We start from the raw sequence: 16,133 nt of genomic DNA, 5'->3' as shown, positions 1-16,133 counted from the left end.
ACAGGTATGTTTATCCAGGTGTAGCTGCAGGGTGTTTTTATAGCGGGCTTACATCGGATATTTCATACCAGATTGGACATTTATCATCTTCCGGAAATTTAACCGCATCTTTCTCATTTAACTATGGAGGTTCGGCATTCGCTAACAATGGATCATGGACCAGTGCTTCTGATATTCGTATCAAGCGCGATGTTAACCGTATTGAGAATCCATTCGAAAAAATGAGGAAAATCAGAGGAGTGACGTGGTATCGCAAAGATAGTGGTGAATTTGGTATTGGAATGATCGCTCAGGAGATTCAGGAGGTATTCCCTGACGCTGTAAAGACTAACGGCTTTAGCCTTACTCTGCCAGATGGAGAAGTGGTGAAAGACGTTCTTTTCCCGGATACAGCTGGTGTGGCCGCCGCTCTGCATCACGAAGCTATCTTGGCATTGATGGACCAAATTGAAGATTTAAAGAAACAGGTCGAAGCGTTGCAGTCTGGAAGCTGAGAAAACGCCGCCCATTCTTGCATACGATGGACAGCGGATGGTTTCTGAGTGTTCATGCCCGAGCAAAATCCGGGAATACGATCCGAACAAGATTTATAGGCCAACTTGACGAACGGTCGGTAACTCAGAAACCAACCACAAATCGGAGTCTTCAAACATTTCCTCCAGCATGCGGTTCAGTTTTTCCCGATCGCTTTTGCTTGCATCGCTATTCAGGCCGTTCGCCTGCATCGGCTTCACCTTCACTTCGGCATCAGGGAAAATCTGGTGCACCCGCTTCGTCAGCTCGGCCAGAATGATCTCTCTGGCCCCTTCGAGCCCCCCAACATTACGCTTGTCATAAACCAGTTCAACGAACATAAACACACCTTTTAGTCGATGAATTTAATGGAAGGATGCTCAATTCCAGCATCTATGTAATCGACGGCTTTCTTTAGTTCACGCAGGAGATTTTCAGCTTGCCTACGGGATAAACAGATCGTTTGATCAGGGAATTGCACAGACGGCCATGACGGGACAGAAGCCATAGTGTCTGTGAATTTTGCGTGTAACAGAACATGCTCAGTGAGCGCGCAGTAATTGATAGCAAAATCAGTTAACTCAGGCATTGCTCCTGCATTCGACTCTTTTGCGGTTGCCATAAAACAATCCTTTTTATGCTGGATGCATACACAGTAAATCGGATCAGAGATATGGTCAATGGATACGTAATATTGGCTATTCTCTTACTGTAAGTAACTGAATGATAAAGGAGGGGATAACCGTTGATGTTATGAAAAAGCGCGCTATCCCATTGATATTGCTTGAGAAAGCGCACGATTTAAAATCCCTCGGCGTTCGCGCTGTGTGGGTTCAAGTCCCACTCCGGCTACCATGGGAAACAAAGAATAATCAAAGCAATAAGCAGTGTCGTGAAACCACCGAAAGGTGGTTTTTTTGTGCCTCCAGTTTAGCGCGAAGTGAGCGTATCTCATCGTCATCACGATTGTGCTGTGCCCGGATATTTGCTGCCATACCAGAACGTTAAGCCTAACTCTCTAATATCAAGCCCGGAAAGCAGGGCGATTTTCAGCTAACCTGCAACCAATCTTAAACAAACATTTCACTCGCCAGACACAGGTTGCCGCTGCTGATAAGCTGGTTGGTATCCACCCTGGAGAGCGGAAGGTTATTGTCATGCAATATGAAGAACAGCAGCTTATCAACGGCCTTTTCGAGCGTCTTAAACAGGCCGGACAACAAAACAGCCAACGGGATGCAGATGCGGAGCGTCAGATCGCTGAATTTGTCAGGCAGCAGCCTGCGGCCCCCTACTATATGGCGCAGTCGATTTTGATTCAGGAAGCGGCGCTGAAACGCCTGCAGGCCCGTGTTCAGGAGCTTGAAAGCGAATTAGCCGCGCAAAAAAGCAAACCCTCGACGGGCGGCAGCTTCCTCGGCGGCCTGTTTGGTGGCGGGAAAAGTAACCCGCAGCCTGACAACAGCTGGAATGCCCAGCCGCAACAGCCGCCGGCGCAGGATTACTCTCGGGCGCCAGCGCCTGCTACTCGCGGCGGCGGTTTTATGGCTGGCGCGCTCCAGACAGCCGCTGGCGTGGCCGGTGGCATAGCGCTTGCCGAGATGCTTACCAGCATGTTCCATCAGTCGCGGCCGGAAGAGATCGTGAACATCATCGAAGAGCCGACAATGCCCGTCGGTGGTGAACCGTTTGTCGGTAATCAATACGGCGATGTTAATAACGTCTCTGACACCCGTTTCCTCAACCAGAACGATCCGTTCGGCAGTAATAACGACATCTGGCAGAACGACGATGTAGATGACGACTACAGCAATGACGACGACAGTTTTATTTAACGACGTTATCGTGTCACCATCGAAATGAAGTTAACCCTAAAAGTTGGGTATCCAACTTTCGGGGTTTTGCTTTTCCGGGTCAAAAAAGCCTTCGAGGCTAAGCCTGAAGGCTCATAAATCACATTCTTTTTACTATTTTTCTTACTAACAAACCTGTAAGAATTGCCGGAAGCAATCCAAATAATAAGGCGATATCGACTAACGTATCCTCCAATTTTTCTATCCCGTATGTGCCGAAGTGATCCATCATGGAATCAGCCCATTTGGCAGATATCAAATCACACCCCGCCCAAATACGCCTTCCTCACCTCCTGATTCCCCAGCAATTCCTCACCGCTGCCGCTCAGCCGGATCTGTCCGTTCACCATCACATACCCGCGGTCAGACAGCTTCAACGCATGGTGCGCATTCTGCTCCACCAGAAAAATGGTCATACCGCTGCGGGCCAGCTCGCGCAGCGTCTGGAAGATCTGCTTCACCACAATCGGGGCTAAGCCCAGGCTGGGCTCATCCAGCAGCAGCAGCTTTGGACGGCTCATCAGCGCCCGGGCGATCGCCAGCATCTGCTGTTCTCCGCCGGACATGGTCATCGCGCGCTGTTTACGTCGCTCCTTAAGGCGAGGGAAAAGGTCGAACATGGTTTGCATATCTTCAGCCGCAAACTGATTGCCGATGGGAATGGTCCCCATCAGCAGGTTCTCTTCCACAGTCATATCCGGGAAGATACGTCTGCCTTCCGGTGCCTGCGCAATGCCGCCGGACGCAACGTAGTGGGTGGATTGATGGCTGATGTCTTCACCACAGAACAGGATCTGCCCGCTGCGGATACGGGGCTGGCCGAAGATGGACATCAGCAATGTCGATTTACCCGCACCGTTTGCGCCAATCAGCGCCACGGTTTCCCCCTTATTCACCTCAAGAGAGACCTGCTTCAGCGCCTGAATGACGCCGTAAAACACATCCACATCGCGAAAAGCCAGCAGCGGTTCGCTCATAGGGTGACCTCGCTTTCATCCGTGCCCAGGTAGGCGGCAATGACCTTTTCATCATGCTGGATCTGCTCGGGTTTCCCCCTGGCAATCACATCGCCGTGGTCGAGCACGATAATGTCGTCCGAAATGTCCATCACCATCCCCATATCATGCTCAATTAGCAATACCGTGATGTCGTGATGATCCCGCAGAAAGCGAATAATGCCGCTCAGCTTGTGCGTTTCAACCGGGTTAAGCCCCGCGGCGGGTTCATCCAGACAGATCATTTCCGGCCCGGTGCACATTGCCCGCGCGATTTCCAGTCGCCGCTGCTGGCCATATGACATCTCTCCCGCCAGGCGATTGGCGCACTCCACCAGATCCACCACTTCCAGCCAGTAGAAGGCTCTGTCCAGGGCGTCGCTTTCCGCACGCCGGTATGCCGGTGTATTTAAGATCCCGGCGAGCAGATTACGGTTAACGCGCATATGCTGCGCGACCAGCAGGTTTTCCACGACCGACATCTCGCGAAAAAGGCGGATATTTTGAAACGTGCGCGCCAGCCCGGCACGGTTGACCAGGTGGGTTCCGCCGAACATTTTGTAGAAAAGACGCTGCCCGAACTGCGCGGGGTTAATCCAGTCGCCGGGCTGGAATTTTTGCCCGAGGACCTGAATCACGTTGGTCGTTTTATGGCGGGTATTAAACAAAATGTTGCCGCCGGAGGCTCTGTAGAACCCCGTCAGGCAGTTAAACACGGTTGTTTTTCCCGCCCCGTTGGGGCCAATCAGGGCGGTAATGGAGCCGCGCTGCACGTCCAGGTTGACGTCGTTTAGCGCCTTAATCCCGCCAAAATGCATCATCAGATGCTCAACGCGTAATATCGTTTCGTTCATGGTGCGACGCCCTTACGCACGGCAAACCCGCTGCGGTTAATGCGGATCAAACCGCGTGGACGCCAGATCATCATCACCACCATGAGCATGCCAAACAGCAGGACGCGGTACTCGGCAAAACTGCGCAGCAGCTCCGGCGTTACCGTGAGCACAAAGGCGGCCAGCACTACGCCCAGCGTCGAGCCCATACCGCCCAGCACCACAATGGCGAGGATCAATGCCGATTCAAAGAAGGTAAAGGAGGTCGGATTCACGAACCCCTGATAGGTGGCGAAGAACACCCCGGCAATGCCTGCGGTGGACGCGCCCAGCGTAAAGGCGGAAAGCTTAACCAGAACATGATTTAACCCCATTGAGCGGCAGGCAATTTCGTCTTCGCGCAGGGCTTCCCACGCCCGACCAATCGGCATGCGCGTCAGGCGGTGCTTGATGTAAAGCACCAGCATCACCACCAGAAACAGCACCGCGTAGATAAAGATAAACTTCATGTTCGGGTTGTAGGTCAGGTGGAAAAACTCGTGGAAGGGCACGCCGCCTTCTTTTGCGCGTCGCCCAAACTCAAGACCGAAAAAGGTGGGGGGAGGGGCAGACACGCCGTTGGGGCCGCCGGTGAAGGTCAGCCAGTTGTTCAGTATCAGGCGAATGATTTCCCCGAAGCCGAGGGTGACGATGGCCAGATAGTCACCGTGCATGCGCAGTACCGGGAAGCCGAGCAGGGCACCTGCGGCGGCGGCCATGATTGCCGCGAGCGGCAGCATGCTCCAGAAGCCCAGGCCGAGATACTGGTATCCCAGCGCCAGGCCGTACGCACCAATCGCATAGAACGCGACATACCCCAGATCCAGCAGACCGGCCAGGCCCACGACGATGTTCAGCCCCAGACCGAGAAGCACGTAGATCAGCCCGAGGATGGCGACGGTCAGAACATACTTGGTGGCGACAAACGGAAAGCAAATCGCAAGGGTAATCACCAGAGGAATAATCCAGCGCATGCGGCTTTTATATTCCGGGGGGCGGACATATACGCCCGCGCTATCGGCCTCGAAGCGCGCCTGGAAGCGGGCCCCGGCAGCGGTACCTAAAAAAGCGCTCAGCAGAAAACGCCCCGCCATGACGATACCGACCATCCAGGCCAGGCGCTGCCCGGCGAAGGTAAAGCTGTACCCGTCCAGCACCACGCCTGCAATGGGGCCGAAGATAATCAGCGCAATCAGCCCGGAGAAAATCGCGTCCAGAATGCAGCGTTTAAGTGAAAAACCGTGTGATGTCATCATTATCTCCCTCACACTTTGGCCACAATCGGGCGCCCGAGCAGCCCCTGAGGGCGGAAAATCAGGATCATCACCAGCAGGCCAAACGAGAAGACATCTTTATAGTCCGAGTTCACCATGCCCGAGAACTGCGCTTCCGCCACGCCCAGGATAAGGCCACCGAGCATGGCGCCGGGGAGGGAACCGATGCCGCCCAGTACCGCCGCCGTGAAGGCTTTAATGCCGATCACGAACCCGACGTAGAAATCAAAGGTGCCGTAATTCATGGTGATCAGCACCCCCGCCAGGCCCGCCATCGCCGCGCCGATGACGAAGACCAGCGAAATAATCCGGTCGGTGTTAATCCCCAGAATGGAGGCCATTTTGCGATCCTGCTGCACCGCACGGCACATCCGCCCCAGCCGGGTACGGTTGATTATCCAGGTGAGCACCAGCATGCCGGCAAACGAGGCCACCAGAATAAACACTTTGGTGTAGGTTATCTGCACGAACCCTTCGCCCAGATGCAGGCGAATCACGCCGTCCAGCATGGTCGGTACCCCTTGCTGGCGCGGGCCCTGGCTCAGCTGCGCGTAGTTTTGCAGGATAAGCGATATCCCGATGGCGGAGATCAGCGGTGCCAGGCGCGTGGAGTTGCGCAGCGGCTTGTAGGCGATACGCTCGATGGTCCAGCCGTACACCCCGGTGACCACAATGGTGAACACCAGCGTGCCGAGGATCAGCAGCGGGAAGGACTGCAGGCCGAAGAATGAGAGCAGCGCCAGGCCAATGGCGCAGAGATAGGCGGAAATCATATACACTTCGCCGTGGGCGAAATTAATCATGCCGATAATGCCGTACACCATGGTGTAGCCGATGGCGATCAGGCCGTAGACGGAACCCAGCGTTAAGCCATTGATTAACTGTTGCAGGAAGAATGTACTCATTTTAGCGCGCTCGTTTTATAGGCTGCGCGAGCCGCGCAGCCTGATGTTTATTACGCGCCGACGGGCGAGCCCATCGACGTTGAGCGTGACTCCGTCCCGTTACTGCACTTCCTTATACTTTCCTTTGTCGTCCCACTGGTAAACCACGTAGTCAGAGACCTTCAGATCGCCTTTGCTGTCCCAGGCTTTTTTACCCATCACCGTGTCGACGGAATTGGCCTTCAGCCACTCGCTGGCTTTGGCAGAATCCTTGCCGCCGGTGGCCTTGAAGGCCGCTGCAATCGCCTGTACCGAGGCATAGGAATAAAGCGTGTAACCTTCCGGCTCGAATTTACCGGCGCGGAATTTCTCGATTACCGCTTTGCCGTCCGGGATCAGGCGCGGATCTTTACCGAAGGTCATGTAAATGCCATTGGTATATTGCGGGCCGCCCGCCGCGGTCACCATCTCCTCGTTGACGATGCAGTCCCCGGAGAAGAATTTCGCCTGCACGCCCTGCTCACGCATCTGGCGAACCAGCGGGCCGGCTTCCGGATGACAGCCCCCGAAGAACACGACGTCCGGTTTTTGCGCGCCGATCTTAGTGACCAGCGCGTTAAAGTCTTTTTCACCGCGGGATAACCCCTCGTACATCACATCCTGAACCCCGCGTTTCGCCAGCGCCGCTTTGGTGGCGTCAGCCAGGCCCTGACCATAGGTGTCTTTATCGTGAATAATCACCACCCGTTTGGCTTTCAGCTTGTCGATGATGAAGTCGCTGGCCACCTGGCCCTGCTGGTCATCGCGGCCGCACATGCGGAACATGTCGCTCATGCCGCGTTCGGTAATCAGCGGGTTGGTTGAACCGGGGGTAATAGCGATGATCCCCGCATCGCTGTAAACCTCGGAGGCGGGCATGGTGGAAGAGGAGCAGAAATGACCGACCACGGCGTTGACTTTATCCTGGTCGACTAAGCGGTTGGCCACCGCCACCGCCTGCTTAGGCTCGCAGGCGTCATCCCCCTGAACCAGTTTGATCTTCTCGCCGTTAATGCCGCCGGCGGCGTTAATGTCTTCAGCGGCCTGCGTTGCGCCGTGCCAGTACTGATCGCCATAGGTGGCATTAGGACCCGTGAACGGCCCGGCCACGCCAATCACGATATCTGCCCTGGCGGAAAACGCCGTCACCAGGCAACCGGCCAACACGAGAGAAAGCGGAGTTCTGATAAATTTCAGCGACATTATTATGTTCCTTAGCAAAGAGGTTTTTGCACCACGGCGTAAACCCGAACGCCCGACGGCGCAGCCAATCCGAAACACGAGCAAGAACAAAATGCACTAAACGAACAAGATACAGACGGCATCCTGCATATACGGCGAGGTTTCCCTGCGCAGCGTCGCGCGAAGAACATTAAGCAAAAACGTTGCCAGAATGGTTAACCCATTGACGGGCCTGTGACATGTTTGAGTATAGAGCGCCGCGTTATGCCGCCTTGCGGGAGGAGAAGAAATTACAGCGGAGATCACATATCGTTAACAATAAAGCCCATAAGTTGTGCAAAGGTCACGATTTGCACGTTTTTGCAGCAATAAAGACCTAAACTTCAGCCCGGAGAGGCGTGAGATATGTGTTAGGATCGTTTCCTTTTTATCAGGAGTGTCAGCGATGACTGAAGGCCCATTAAATGAAAGCGAAATGGCGTGGCTTGAAGAGACGTTAATCTCTTACGGTCATGACGATGCGTCCGTGCTTGACGTGTCTGAACTGGACGGCATGTTTACCGCAGTGCTTTCCGGTCCTGTTGTCGTTGAGCCAGATACCTGGCTGGTGGCGGTGTGGGGTGGCGAGAAATACATTCCGCGCTGGAAAAACGATCGCGAGATGAACCGTTTTATCGATCTTTGCTTTAAGCATATGAACGATATTGCCGAGCGCCTGAGCGAATATCCGGACCAGTTTGAACCGATGTTTGGCTATAACGACATTGACGGTGAGAGCTATACCGTGGTGGAAGAGTGGTGCTACGGCTACATGCGCGGCGTGGCGCTGACGGACTGGTCAGCCTTGCCGGACGAGCTGAAGGCCGATCTGGATGTGATTGCGCTGCACGGTAGCGAAGAGATCGGCGACCAGCTGGATGAATTGACCGAAGAAGAATATACCGCCAGCATTGAACGTATTCAGCCTGCGGCGCTGCGCTTGTATAACTACTGGGTGAACAATCCGCAGCAGCCGGAGGTGAAGAAGCCGATGGTGAACGGCACGAAGGTTGGGCGTAACGATCCGTGTCCTTGCGGCAGCGGGAAGAAGTTCAAGAGCTGCTGTTTGCACTGATAAAAAAGGGGCTGATGACAGCCCCTTTTTTTATTAACCCACTTCCGGCAGCATCCCGGCTGCAATCAACACCTGCACCAGAATAATCACTACCCCACAGCCAAACACAATGCACAGCAGCGGTTTTCCCCCCGCCACGCGGTAACCCTGCTGCGGATGCTGCTGGCGGCTCTTCCACGCCAGCAGGGAAGGGAGGAGCAGGGCAAGGACCGAGAGCGCCACCCCCGCATACCCCAGTGCCATCACAAACCCGCGTGGATAAAACAGCGCAAAGGCCAGCGGCGGCAGGAAGGTGATGGCCCCGGTCTGTAATCGTCCTGCGGCGGTATTGCGGCGCTGGAACAGGTCGGCCAGATAATCAAACAGGCCAAGCGCCACGCCCAGAAACGAGGTAGCCAGCGCCAGGTCGGCAAAGAGGTGTACCGCCAGCTCCACGTGCGGGGAGGTGACGACCTCGCGCAGCGCCAGCAGAAAACCGTTCAGGCCTGCGTGCTGTGCCATCAGGCCAATAAAGGTTGAAGCGTCGATGCTGCCCAGGGTCACTAGCTGCCAGAAAATGTAGGCAATCAGCGGGATCGCGCTGCCGATAACAAAGACCCGGCGCAGCTTGCGAATATCGCCGTTCATATAGCTGACGATGCTCGGCACGCTGCTGTGGAAGCCAAACGAGGTGAAAATGACCGGGATGGCGGAAAGCGCCAGCCCTTTTTCCAGCGGCAGCGTCAGCAGATTGACCTGATGAACATGCGGTGCCAGCAGGACCAGCATGACAATCAGGAACAGAATTTTGGCGCTGAACAGGAAACGGTTAAACAGATCGACCAGCGATGTTCCCACACAGACCACGCCGCCGCCGATGAGCGCAAAGAAGATGGCGCCCGTCGCCGGGGTAATGTCAGAGCCAAACCAGTCGTTAACGCTTGAGGCGATCAGCTCCCCGGCCCCGCTGATGTAGGCGGCGGTCAGGGCGTACATCAGGAACATCATGCTGAAGCCGGTTATCCACTGGCCGTAGCGTCCCAGGTAGCGCGCCGCGAGGGAACCCAGACCGGTATCGGCGGGCACATGCTGGTAAACCTCAAGCAACAGCAGGGCGGTGTAGCACATCAGCGCCCAGAGCGTCCCCAACAGCAGCAGGGTCATGCCAAATCCCACGCCCGCGGCTGCCAGAGGCATGGCCAGCATTCCTGCGCCAATCGTCGTTCCGGCGACGATAAAAATACTTCCCAGAGTTCTGTTTTTCACGCTTTCCTCTACAACGCTTCTTAACCGCGACAAAATCTGCGGCGCAGAGTAAGGGAAAAGCTGTAACTCGTCAAATCACCGTTACAAGTGGTGTAATGAATATTTTACACATTAATATTCCTCTGACCCTTTATAGGCTTCCGCCTACTACATGAGGGCAATGTTGCTGAGCAACATTTCGGCGTAACGTAAACAATAAATATAAATTATCAAATAAAGTGAGGGTTTTATGGCGGAGGAGAATCCTTTTACCGCGGCATGGAGCCGTGGAGGCAACCTGTTGTGCCATGGCCACTGGATAATCCACTGGCAGAACCAGCCCCTGATACTTCCGGAGTCCCGCCGCGAAAAAGATATGGGCACCTGGGGAATCTATTCGGTTATTGATCCTGAGGATGAGACCTTTGCACAAGGCTTACAGGAAGATGAGTGGATCATAGCGAATGTCGACTGGTTGACGGATATGTTTTTCGAGATGGGTATTGCGCTGGAGACGGCCAGCTACCGCTATTTTTACCAGGCCGTGAATCCTCACGACTGGCGCTGCACCAGCTGCGCTGGGTGTATGTAAATTAACGCGGTGCAGGGAACCCGCACCGCGCTGAAATTAATTCTGCGTATCCAGCGTGGAAAGTTCTTTATCAATAAAGTAAAGACCTTCGCCTGATTTCCCCACCAGAGATAATTTATCCAGCACGGATTTAAACAGCTTCTCTTCTTCATGCTGTTCGGCGACATACCACTGCAGGAAATTGAAGGTTGGATAATCCTGGCTGGTCATCGCGGCATGAACCAGTTCGTTAATTTTCTGGGTGATCAGCTGCTCGTGCTCGTAGGTGGCGCGGAACAGTTCATCGAGAGAATTATATTCAGCAAATGGAGATGCCACGGTTTCAATGCGCGGCAGGCTGCCGGTATCCGTCAGATAATCAAACAGACGCTGCATGTGGGTCATCTCTTCCTGCGCGTGACGACGCAGAAACGCGGCAGCGCCTTCAAAGCTGTGATAGCTGCACCAGGCGCTCATCTGCTGGTAGAGAAGGGATGAATACAGCTCAAGATTCATTTGTGCGTTGAGCTTGTCGATCATTTCAGTTTTCAGCATGGTGGCGCTCCGGGTTATTATTTCTGGTTCACAATGAGCGACACTATAATTTGTTATTTAATTATTTGCAAAACGTAAAATATTTATTTTATTTATTTAAAATACGAATGGGAATAAAACGCATTGGCGATTTTATCATTTATTAATGAGAATTGTTTTTGTTCGTAATGAAATAAAATGCCAGCCTGCGCTGGCAGTCTGGATTAATACCACGGATTGTTTGACTTAGGGTTAACGGCATAACCCATACATTTATACTGGATAGTCACGCTCTCGTTCAGACACAACGAGCCGCTAATGAGGGTGCAGGTTTTAATGGGCTGACCATAGGCTGAGGCCGTGGCATACCCCATGCTCTGACACGCTTTTGCCGCCGTACCGTTATTCACATACTCATCGGAATACGCATTTTGCAGGGCTGCCTGACCGTAGTTAAGGCGGACGATGCCGTTCGGCGCATCGAGGCTGCTGACTTCAGCCTGGCGGTTAATGCTGCACCCCGCGAGCAGGAGGAGTGTGCCGGCTACAATGACTCTTTTCATGGTTCGCTCTGAGTGGATGGAAATACGTTATCGTACCCGCAGATGCCCGCCGCAATGGCTGGAATAGCCGGACAATCTGCCCTCACTCTTCGCAACGGGTCGATGGTGAACGCGATCAGACCCCACTCTGATTAAATTGTGATTTCTATCACAAAAACATTGATTTTTGTGATGGTGGTCATATTATAAGCGCATTGACGATAAAGTTGTATAACAAGTTGATGGAGCATCACTGTGAAACTGCGCAAAATCCTGAAAAGTATGTGGGCCAATTACTGCCGCACGTTCAAAGACGTGCCGCCGGGCGCCATGTTCTGATAAAAAAACCTGCTTCGGCAGGTTTTTTTATACCTGCAGACGTTGAAGGGAAGATGTCAGGAGGCATGTTTTGATACTATGGCGGCCTTTAAATAAGGAGAAACCCCATGTCACAAAACCTGAGCGCCGATCAGGAACTGGTCTCTGACGTTGTCGCCTGCCAGCTGGTTATCAAGCAAATCCTGGATGTTCTGGACGTGATTGCGCCGGTTGAAGTGCGCGAGAAGATGTCTACCCAGCTGAAAAACATCGATTTTGCCAGCCATCCTGCTGCCGCTGACCCGGTAACGCTTCGTGCGATCCAGAAGGCCATCGCGCTGATCGAGCTGCGATTCACGCCGCAGGGTGAGTCCCACTGACGCAGGGAAATGGGCGACGGCATGCGTCGCCCTTTGATGTTATCAGAAGAACGTCTGGACCAGCAGGTAGCTCGCGGCACACGCGCAGCTTACCCCAATCAGCCCTGGCAAAATAAAGCTGTGGTTGATGATAAATTTACCGATGCGGGTCGTGCCTGACCGGTCAAAGCCGATGCAGGCCAAATCGCTGGGATAGGTCGGCAGGACAAAATAGCCGTAGGACGCCGGGAAAAAGGCGATCAGCATTTTCGGGTCGATGCCCAACATCAACCCCATCGGCGCCACCGCCGTCAGCGCCGCCGCCTGGCTGTTCACCAGTTTTGACACCAGAAACAGCACAATCGCATATGTCCACGGGTGGCTTTTCACCACGCCTTCCAGGGCCAGCTTTAACTCGTCGAGATGTGCCTGGAAAAAGGTATCGCTCATCCACGCCACGCCGAATACCGAGAAGATCGCAACCATACCGGCCTTGAACACCGCGCCGTTTGAAATCGCGGAGGCATTGACCTTACAGGCCATCAGCATCACGGCACCCGCAATTAACATCATCATCTGGATGACAAGGTTCATCGACAGCGCCGTCATTTTGCCTTTCAGTTCAAAGGCGGGGCGCAGCTCAGGGAAGGCCCCCAGCAGAACGACCACGGCAATGCCGGCAAAGAAAATCCACGTGGACCAGTAGGCCTGTTTTGGGAAACGCTGATTCATTAACGTCTCTGTTCCGCCGTAGATAAACTCGCGCTGCTTAGGATCTTTTAGCTTTTCCTGAAACTCCATGTCGTCCGCCAAATCTTTCCCGCGGCGTAAACTCCACAGTGCAGCAATAGCCACGCCGAAAAGTGAAGCGGGAACCGACACGGCGAGAATTTCCAGAATTCCCCACGCGTGGCCGATCCCATGCTGGGCCGCCAGGATGGACACCAGCGACACGACGGCAACGGAAACGGGGGAGGCCGTGATCGCCATCTGCGACGCGACCGACGCCACGGCCATAGGGCGCTCCGGGCGGATCCCTTTTTTCAGGGCGATATCCGCAATAATCGGGAACATGGTGTAGACCACATGGCCGGTGCCGCACAGAAAGGTCAGCATCCAGGTGGTAAACGGGGCGAGCAGGGTGATGTGCTGCGGGTGTTTGCGCAGCAGACGTTCCGCAAACTGCATCATCACGTTGAGACCGCCCGCCGTTTGCAGGGTAGCGGCACAGCCAATCACCGCGAGGATGGTCAGCATGACGTCAACCGGCGGTTTACCCGGCTGCAGACCAAAGACGAAACATAAAATAAAAAGACCAATACCGCTGATTAACCCAAGCCCCATACCGCCGAAACGCGTACCCGTCAGCAGGCAGAGGAGAATGACAACAAACTCAATGGTGATCATGATGCTCCCTCGTCAATGATTATGTAATTAAATAAATCATCACACGTTGTGTGGTTAATCATTGGGAGCCAGATCTGATTTGTTAAATTTCAGCAAAAGCAGAAGGTTGGAGAGGGGAAGGGGACCTGCTCCCCGGGACGGAAGCAGGCCAAAAACTCAGTGGTGCTGCACCGCCACAATGTCGAGCAGGTGACGGTCGGTTTGCTCTGGACATAAGCCTGCCTGCTGCGCGTTATGCAGCTCATCCGCCAGCGTCTTCAGCAGCAGGCCATCCTGCTGCTGCTCTTTATCCATATCGCGTAAGAATCTCAGCGTCGTAATGTCCTGCTGCGCTTTGGCTTCATCGGCCAGTTTGTTGAGGGTGCTGCAGCGTTGTTCATACTCTTCAAGCGTTTTCTGAAACAGTTCTTCCAGACAAGAGTAGCTCTCGTTTATCCCATCAAGGGCTTTAACAACAGGGTTTGCCCCGGCAGCTTTCAGGAAGTTAAAAACGCGCATCATATGGGTGACGTTACTTTGTGCCTGAGAGCGAAAGAAGGTGGCAGAGCCCGTGAGGCTATTCTCAGCGCACCAGGCACTTAAGTGAAGGTGCAGGTTGGAGGCGTAGAACTCAAGGTTCATCTGCGCGTTTAGTTTTTGCATCATCGTTTGGGTAGCCATACTCATATCCTTATTGACGGTGGGACGTGATGTCCGTTGCTTAACCTGAGCACCAGGCAAGTACGAAGAAAAAGAGCAGAAATACGCTTTCTGCAGTAAACGAAGTCGACCGAAATTCACTTCCTGTGTTCGATATAAATAAGCATACCCTTGTCTTTGGTCTAAGAAAACTCTTAAATTGGCTGTGTTTACCATACATTACAAACTTTAATATAGTACAGAAATACAATTAGCTCGCCATAGATCGGTGTTTAGATAATCCTCTGATAATCAACATTTTTTATCGAAGAGATATGCTGTTACTCTTTCGGGAATATTAAACCGGAATAATGCTCCGTAAAAAAATGAATCAAGGATTAATTATTCCGCATATCAGGTGCATTAATAAAATTGCGCTAAATCAAATTCTGTGGAGTAAATAATTTTCAGTGCGTGTGGCGTTTTTGATGAAAAACATACTGCACTTTTCTGACGTCCGGCGTTCTCGTGCCCGATCCGGGGCATCAGGGATATCTTAGCTAATCTTATGGATAATCCTGCTTACCCTCATTTCATTTGTCTGACAAATACTGCCTTTTTTATGTCATTTTTCGCTGAATTTATGTACGCAATTACTGTAATTCTGCGGTGTGATGGGGCTCTCTTATGGATGATTAATTTCCCGCTAAAACTATCACCAGCAATAACGCTTATAACGAGGTAAGCGCTAATGCCTTGTTTTAAGTCCGATTAAATAAGAAGCACGCACATATTCCCTACAGAAAAGAAAGCTAAAGCTGGAGTTTACCATGCACAAATTTACTAAAGCGTTGGCGGCCATCGGTCTGGCTGCCGTTATGTCACAATCCGCTATTGCTGAGAATTTAAAACTCGGTTTTTTGGTAAAACAGCCCGAAGAGCCCTGGTTCCAGACGGAGTGGAAATTCGCCGATAAGGCCGGGAAAGATTTAGGTTTTGAAGTGATTAAAATCGCCGTGCCTGACGGTGAGAAAACCCTGAACGCCATCGACAGCCTGGCGGCCAGCGGTGCGAAAGGTTTCGTTATCTGTACGCCGGATCCAAAGCTGGGCTCGGCCATCGCGGCAAAAGCCCGCGGTTACGACATGAAGGTCATTGCCGTTGACGATCAGTTCGTGAACGCCAAAGGCAAGCCGATGGACAGCGTCCCGCTGGTCATGATGGCCGCGACAAAAATCGGCGAACGTCAGGGCCAGGAACTCTATAAAGAGATGCAAAAACGCGGCTGGGACGTCAAAGAGACCGCAGTGATGGCTATTACAGCGGATGAGCTGGACACGGCGCGTCGTCGTACAACCGGGTCAATGGACGCGCTGAAGGCGGCCGGTTTCCCGGAAAAACAAATCTACAAAGTCCCCACCAAATCTAACGATATCCCGGGCGCTTTCGACGCCGCCAACTCCATGCTGGTTCAGCATCCGGAGGTCAAACACTGGCTGGTGGTCGGCATGAACGATAACACCGTGCTGGGCGGCGTGCGCGCGACGGAAGGTCAGGGCTTCAAGGCACCTGACGTGATCGGGATTGGCATCAACGGCGTTGACGCCGTCAGCGAGCTGTCCAAAGCGCAGGCCACCGGCTTCTACGGCTCACTGCTGCCAAGCCCGGACGTTCACGGCTATAAATCCAGCGAGATGCTTTACAACTGGGTCACCAAAGGGGCTGAACCGCCGAAATTTACCGAAGTGACCGACGTGGTGCTCATCACCCGCGACAACTTCAAAGAGGAGCTGGCGAAAAAAGGACTGGGCGGGAAGTAATACGCGGTGATTGT

Annotated in this window: 19 protein-coding genes and 1 pseudogene; 7 read left to right on the top strand and 13 right to left on the bottom strand. The window is 53.3% G+C overall.

All coding sequences use genetic code 11. The features are described 5' to 3' along the window. On the top strand, positions 1 to 494 hold a 494-nt coding region (locus ACHH0Z_RS08475), incomplete at its 5' end, for a tail fiber domain-containing protein (RefSeq protein WP_395149513.1). Positions 495 to 587: 93 nt separating this feature from the next. Here the strand turns inward: ACHH0Z_RS08475 and ACHH0Z_RS08470 are convergent. The 3 genes and pseudogenes from ACHH0Z_RS08470 to ACHH0Z_RS08460 form a co-directional block, all read right to left on the bottom strand. Beyond that, the gene (locus ACHH0Z_RS08470; RefSeq protein WP_116311765.1) at positions 588 to 854 is read right to left on the bottom strand and encodes a DinI family protein; all 267 of its coding nucleotides are present in this window, start codon (positions 852 to 854) and stop codon (positions 588 to 590) included. Between the two features lie 11 nt (positions 855 to 865). Then, positions 866 to 1,135 carry a hypothetical protein gene (locus tag ACHH0Z_RS08465; protein WP_052672947.1) on the bottom strand — a complete coding sequence of 90 codons (270 nt, stop codon included), beginning with the start codon at positions 1,133 to 1,135 and terminating at the stop codon, positions 866 to 868. A gap of 144 nt (positions 1,136 to 1,279) precedes the next feature. Next, a pseudogene (locus ACHH0Z_RS08460) lies at positions 1,280 to 1,519 on the bottom strand (hypothetical protein); the annotation flags it as partial. Positions 1,520 to 1,670: 151 nt separating this feature from the next. Between ACHH0Z_RS08460 and ACHH0Z_RS08455 the strand changes: the two are divergent. Then, the gene (locus tag ACHH0Z_RS08455; protein ID WP_045410510.1) at positions 1,671 to 2,348 is read left to right on the top strand and encodes a DUF2076 domain-containing protein; all 678 of its coding nucleotides are present in this window, start codon (positions 1,671 to 1,673) and stop codon (positions 2,346 to 2,348) included. Between the two features lie 278 nt (positions 2,349 to 2,626). On the opposite strand, the gene ACHH0Z_RS08450 is transcribed toward ACHH0Z_RS08455, so the two are convergent. From ACHH0Z_RS08450 to ACHH0Z_RS08430, 5 genes are all read right to left on the bottom strand, one after another. After that, complete coding sequence (locus tag ACHH0Z_RS08450) at positions 2,627 to 3,343, bottom strand: ABC transporter ATP-binding protein (protein ID WP_045410509.1); 717 nt, start codon at positions 3,341 to 3,343, stop codon at positions 2,627 to 2,629. Beyond that, the gene (locus ACHH0Z_RS08445) at positions 3,340 to 4,215 is read right to left on the bottom strand and encodes an ATP-binding cassette domain-containing protein (protein WP_045410507.1); all 876 of its coding nucleotides are present in this window, start codon (positions 4,213 to 4,215) and stop codon (positions 3,340 to 3,342) included. The genes ACHH0Z_RS08450 and ACHH0Z_RS08445 overlap by 4 nt, the downstream gene beginning before the upstream one ends. Further along, entirely contained in the window at positions 4,212 to 5,486 is a 1,275-nt protein-coding gene (gene livM, locus ACHH0Z_RS08440; RefSeq protein WP_025912272.1) for a high-affinity branched-chain amino acid ABC transporter permease LivM, read from the bottom strand. The genes ACHH0Z_RS08445 and livM overlap by 4 nt, the downstream gene beginning before the upstream one ends. Positions 5,487 to 5,497: 11 nt before the next feature. Next, a complete protein-coding gene (locus tag ACHH0Z_RS08435; RefSeq protein WP_008500397.1) occupies positions 5,498 to 6,412 on the bottom strand; it encodes a branched-chain amino acid ABC transporter permease in 915 nt (304 codons plus the stop codon). A gap of 99 nt (positions 6,413 to 6,511) precedes the next feature. Further along, positions 6,512 to 7,633, bottom strand: coding sequence for a branched-chain amino acid ABC transporter substrate-binding protein (locus tag ACHH0Z_RS08430; protein WP_023312277.1), 1,122 nt, complete (start codon positions 7,631 to 7,633; stop codon positions 6,512 to 6,514). 424 nt (positions 7,634 to 8,057) lie between these two features. Between ACHH0Z_RS08430 and ACHH0Z_RS08425 the strand changes: the two genes are divergently transcribed. Further along, entirely contained in the window at positions 8,058 to 8,726 is a 669-nt protein-coding gene (locus tag ACHH0Z_RS08425; RefSeq protein ID WP_008500399.1) for a YecA family protein, read from the top strand. Between the two features lie 33 nt (positions 8,727 to 8,759). On the opposite strand, the gene tyrP is transcribed toward ACHH0Z_RS08425, so the two are convergent. Further along, complete coding sequence (tyrP, locus tag ACHH0Z_RS08420; RefSeq protein ID WP_395149512.1) at positions 8,760 to 9,971, bottom strand: tyrosine transporter TyrP; 1,212 nt, start codon at positions 9,969 to 9,971, stop codon at positions 8,760 to 8,762. Positions 9,972 to 10,200: 229 nt separating this feature from the next. Here tyrP and ACHH0Z_RS08415 point away from each other — a divergent pair, with 229 nt between their 5' ends. Continuing rightward, positions 10,201 to 10,542, top strand: a complete 342-nt coding sequence (locus ACHH0Z_RS08415) for a hypothetical protein (RefSeq protein ID WP_045354288.1) — start codon at positions 10,201 to 10,203, stop codon at positions 10,540 to 10,542. Between the two features lie 36 nt (positions 10,543 to 10,578). On the opposite strand, the gene ftnA is transcribed toward ACHH0Z_RS08415, so the two are convergent. Together ftnA and yecR are read right to left on the bottom strand one after the other, a co-directional pair. After that, positions 10,579 to 11,076, bottom strand: a complete 498-nt coding sequence (ftnA, locus tag ACHH0Z_RS08410) for a non-heme ferritin (RefSeq protein WP_008500403.1) — start codon at positions 11,074 to 11,076, stop codon at positions 10,579 to 10,581. A gap of 203 nt (positions 11,077 to 11,279) precedes the next feature. Beyond that, positions 11,280 to 11,618, bottom strand: coding sequence for a YecR family lipoprotein (yecR, locus tag ACHH0Z_RS08405; RefSeq protein WP_021240460.1), 339 nt, complete (start codon positions 11,616 to 11,618; stop codon positions 11,280 to 11,282). 234 nt (positions 11,619 to 11,852) lie between these two features. On the opposite strand from yecR, the gene azuC reads away from it, so the two are divergent. Both azuC and ACHH0Z_RS08395 read left to right on the top strand, forming a co-directional pair. Continuing rightward, on the top strand, positions 11,853 to 11,936 hold the full coding sequence (gene azuC, locus ACHH0Z_RS08400; protein WP_014884364.1) for a stress response protein AzuC: 84 nt from the start codon (positions 11,853 to 11,855) through the stop codon (positions 11,934 to 11,936). A 107-nt stretch (positions 11,937 to 12,043) separates the two neighbouring features. Further along, the gene (locus ACHH0Z_RS08395) at positions 12,044 to 12,295 is read left to right on the top strand and encodes a DUF2766 family protein (protein WP_008500405.1); all 252 of its coding nucleotides are present in this window, start codon (positions 12,044 to 12,046) and stop codon (positions 12,293 to 12,295) included. A gap of 42 nt (positions 12,296 to 12,337) precedes the next feature. Here the strand turns inward: ACHH0Z_RS08395 and ACHH0Z_RS08390 are convergent, their stop codons facing one another. Continuing rightward, complete coding sequence (locus ACHH0Z_RS08390; protein ID WP_008500406.1) at positions 12,338 to 13,681, bottom strand: anaerobic C4-dicarboxylate transporter; 1,344 nt, start codon at positions 13,679 to 13,681, stop codon at positions 12,338 to 12,340. A gap of 156 nt (positions 13,682 to 13,837) precedes the next feature. Continuing rightward, the gene (locus tag ACHH0Z_RS08385) at positions 13,838 to 14,341 is read right to left on the bottom strand and encodes a non-heme ferritin-like protein (protein ID WP_008500408.1); all 504 of its coding nucleotides are present in this window, start codon (positions 14,339 to 14,341) and stop codon (positions 13,838 to 13,840) included. A gap of 788 nt (positions 14,342 to 15,129) precedes the next feature. Between ACHH0Z_RS08385 and araF the strand changes: the two genes are divergently transcribed. Beyond that, complete coding sequence (araF, locus tag ACHH0Z_RS08380; protein ID WP_008500409.1) at positions 15,130 to 16,119, top strand: arabinose ABC transporter substrate-binding protein AraF; 990 nt, start codon at positions 15,130 to 15,132, stop codon at positions 16,117 to 16,119. Positions 16,120 to 16,133: the final 14 nt, after the last annotated feature.

The organism is Enterobacter cloacae complex sp. 2024EL-00227, assembly GCF_043945315.1.
Lineage (GTDB): Bacteria > Pseudomonadota > Gammaproteobacteria > Enterobacterales > Enterobacteriaceae > Enterobacter > Enterobacter roggenkampii.
Note: the sequence above shows the minus strand (reverse complement) of the source record. Positions and strands in the feature narration are given on the sequence as shown.

What these genes read in the sequence shown, in the direction of transcription:
- ACHH0Z_RS08435 (WP_008500397.1), bottom strand. Translation starts at nt 6,412, where the DNA reads ATGAGTACATTCTTCCTGCAACAGTTAATCAATGGCTTAACGCTGGGT.
- ACHH0Z_RS08390 (WP_008500406.1), bottom strand. Translation starts at nt 13,681, where the DNA reads ATGATCACCATTGAGTTTGTTGTCATTCTCCTCTGCCTGCTGACGGGT.
- ACHH0Z_RS08445 (WP_045410507.1), bottom strand. Translation starts at nt 4,215, where the DNA reads ATGAACGAAACGATATTACGCGTTGAGCATCTGATGATGCATTTTGGC.
- ACHH0Z_RS08430 (WP_023312277.1), bottom strand. Translation starts at nt 7,633, where the DNA reads ATGTCGCTGAAATTTATCAGAACTCCGCTTTCTCTCGTGTTGGCCGGT.
- ACHH0Z_RS08470 (WP_116311765.1), bottom strand. Translation starts at nt 854, where the DNA reads ATGTTCGTTGAACTGGTTTATGACAAGCGTAATGTTGGGGGGCTCGAA.
- ACHH0Z_RS08385 (WP_008500408.1), bottom strand. Translation starts at nt 14,341, where the DNA reads ATGGCTACCCAAACGATGATGCAAAAACTAAACGCGCAGATGAACCTT.
- ACHH0Z_RS08465 (WP_052672947.1), bottom strand. Translation starts at nt 1,135, where the DNA reads ATGGCAACCGCAAAAGAGTCGAATGCAGGAGCAATGCCTGAGTTAACT.
- yecR (WP_021240460.1), bottom strand. Translation starts at nt 11,618, where the DNA reads ATGAAAAGAGTCATTGTAGCCGGCACACTCCTCCTGCTCGCGGGGTGC.
- ACHH0Z_RS08455 (WP_045410510.1), top strand. Translation starts at nt 1,671, where the DNA reads ATGCAATATGAAGAACAGCAGCTTATCAACGGCCTTTTCGAGCGTCTT.
- ACHH0Z_RS08450 (WP_045410509.1), bottom strand. Translation starts at nt 3,343, where the DNA reads ATGAGCGAACCGCTGCTGGCTTTTCGCGATGTGGATGTGTTTTACGGC.
- livM (WP_025912272.1), bottom strand. Translation starts at nt 5,486, where the DNA reads ATGACATCACACGGTTTTTCACTTAAACGCTGCATTCTGGACGCGATT.
- araF (WP_008500409.1), top strand. Translation starts at nt 15,130, where the DNA reads ATGCACAAATTTACTAAAGCGTTGGCGGCCATCGGTCTGGCTGCCGTT.
- ACHH0Z_RS08395 (WP_008500405.1), top strand. Translation starts at nt 12,044, where the DNA reads ATGTCACAAAACCTGAGCGCCGATCAGGAACTGGTCTCTGACGTTGTC.
- ACHH0Z_RS08415 (WP_045354288.1), top strand. Translation starts at nt 10,201, where the DNA reads ATGGCGGAGGAGAATCCTTTTACCGCGGCATGGAGCCGTGGAGGCAAC.
- ftnA (WP_008500403.1), bottom strand. Translation starts at nt 11,076, where the DNA reads ATGCTGAAAACTGAAATGATCGACAAGCTCAACGCACAAATGAATCTT.
- ACHH0Z_RS08425 (WP_008500399.1), top strand. Translation starts at nt 8,058, where the DNA reads ATGACTGAAGGCCCATTAAATGAAAGCGAAATGGCGTGGCTTGAAGAG.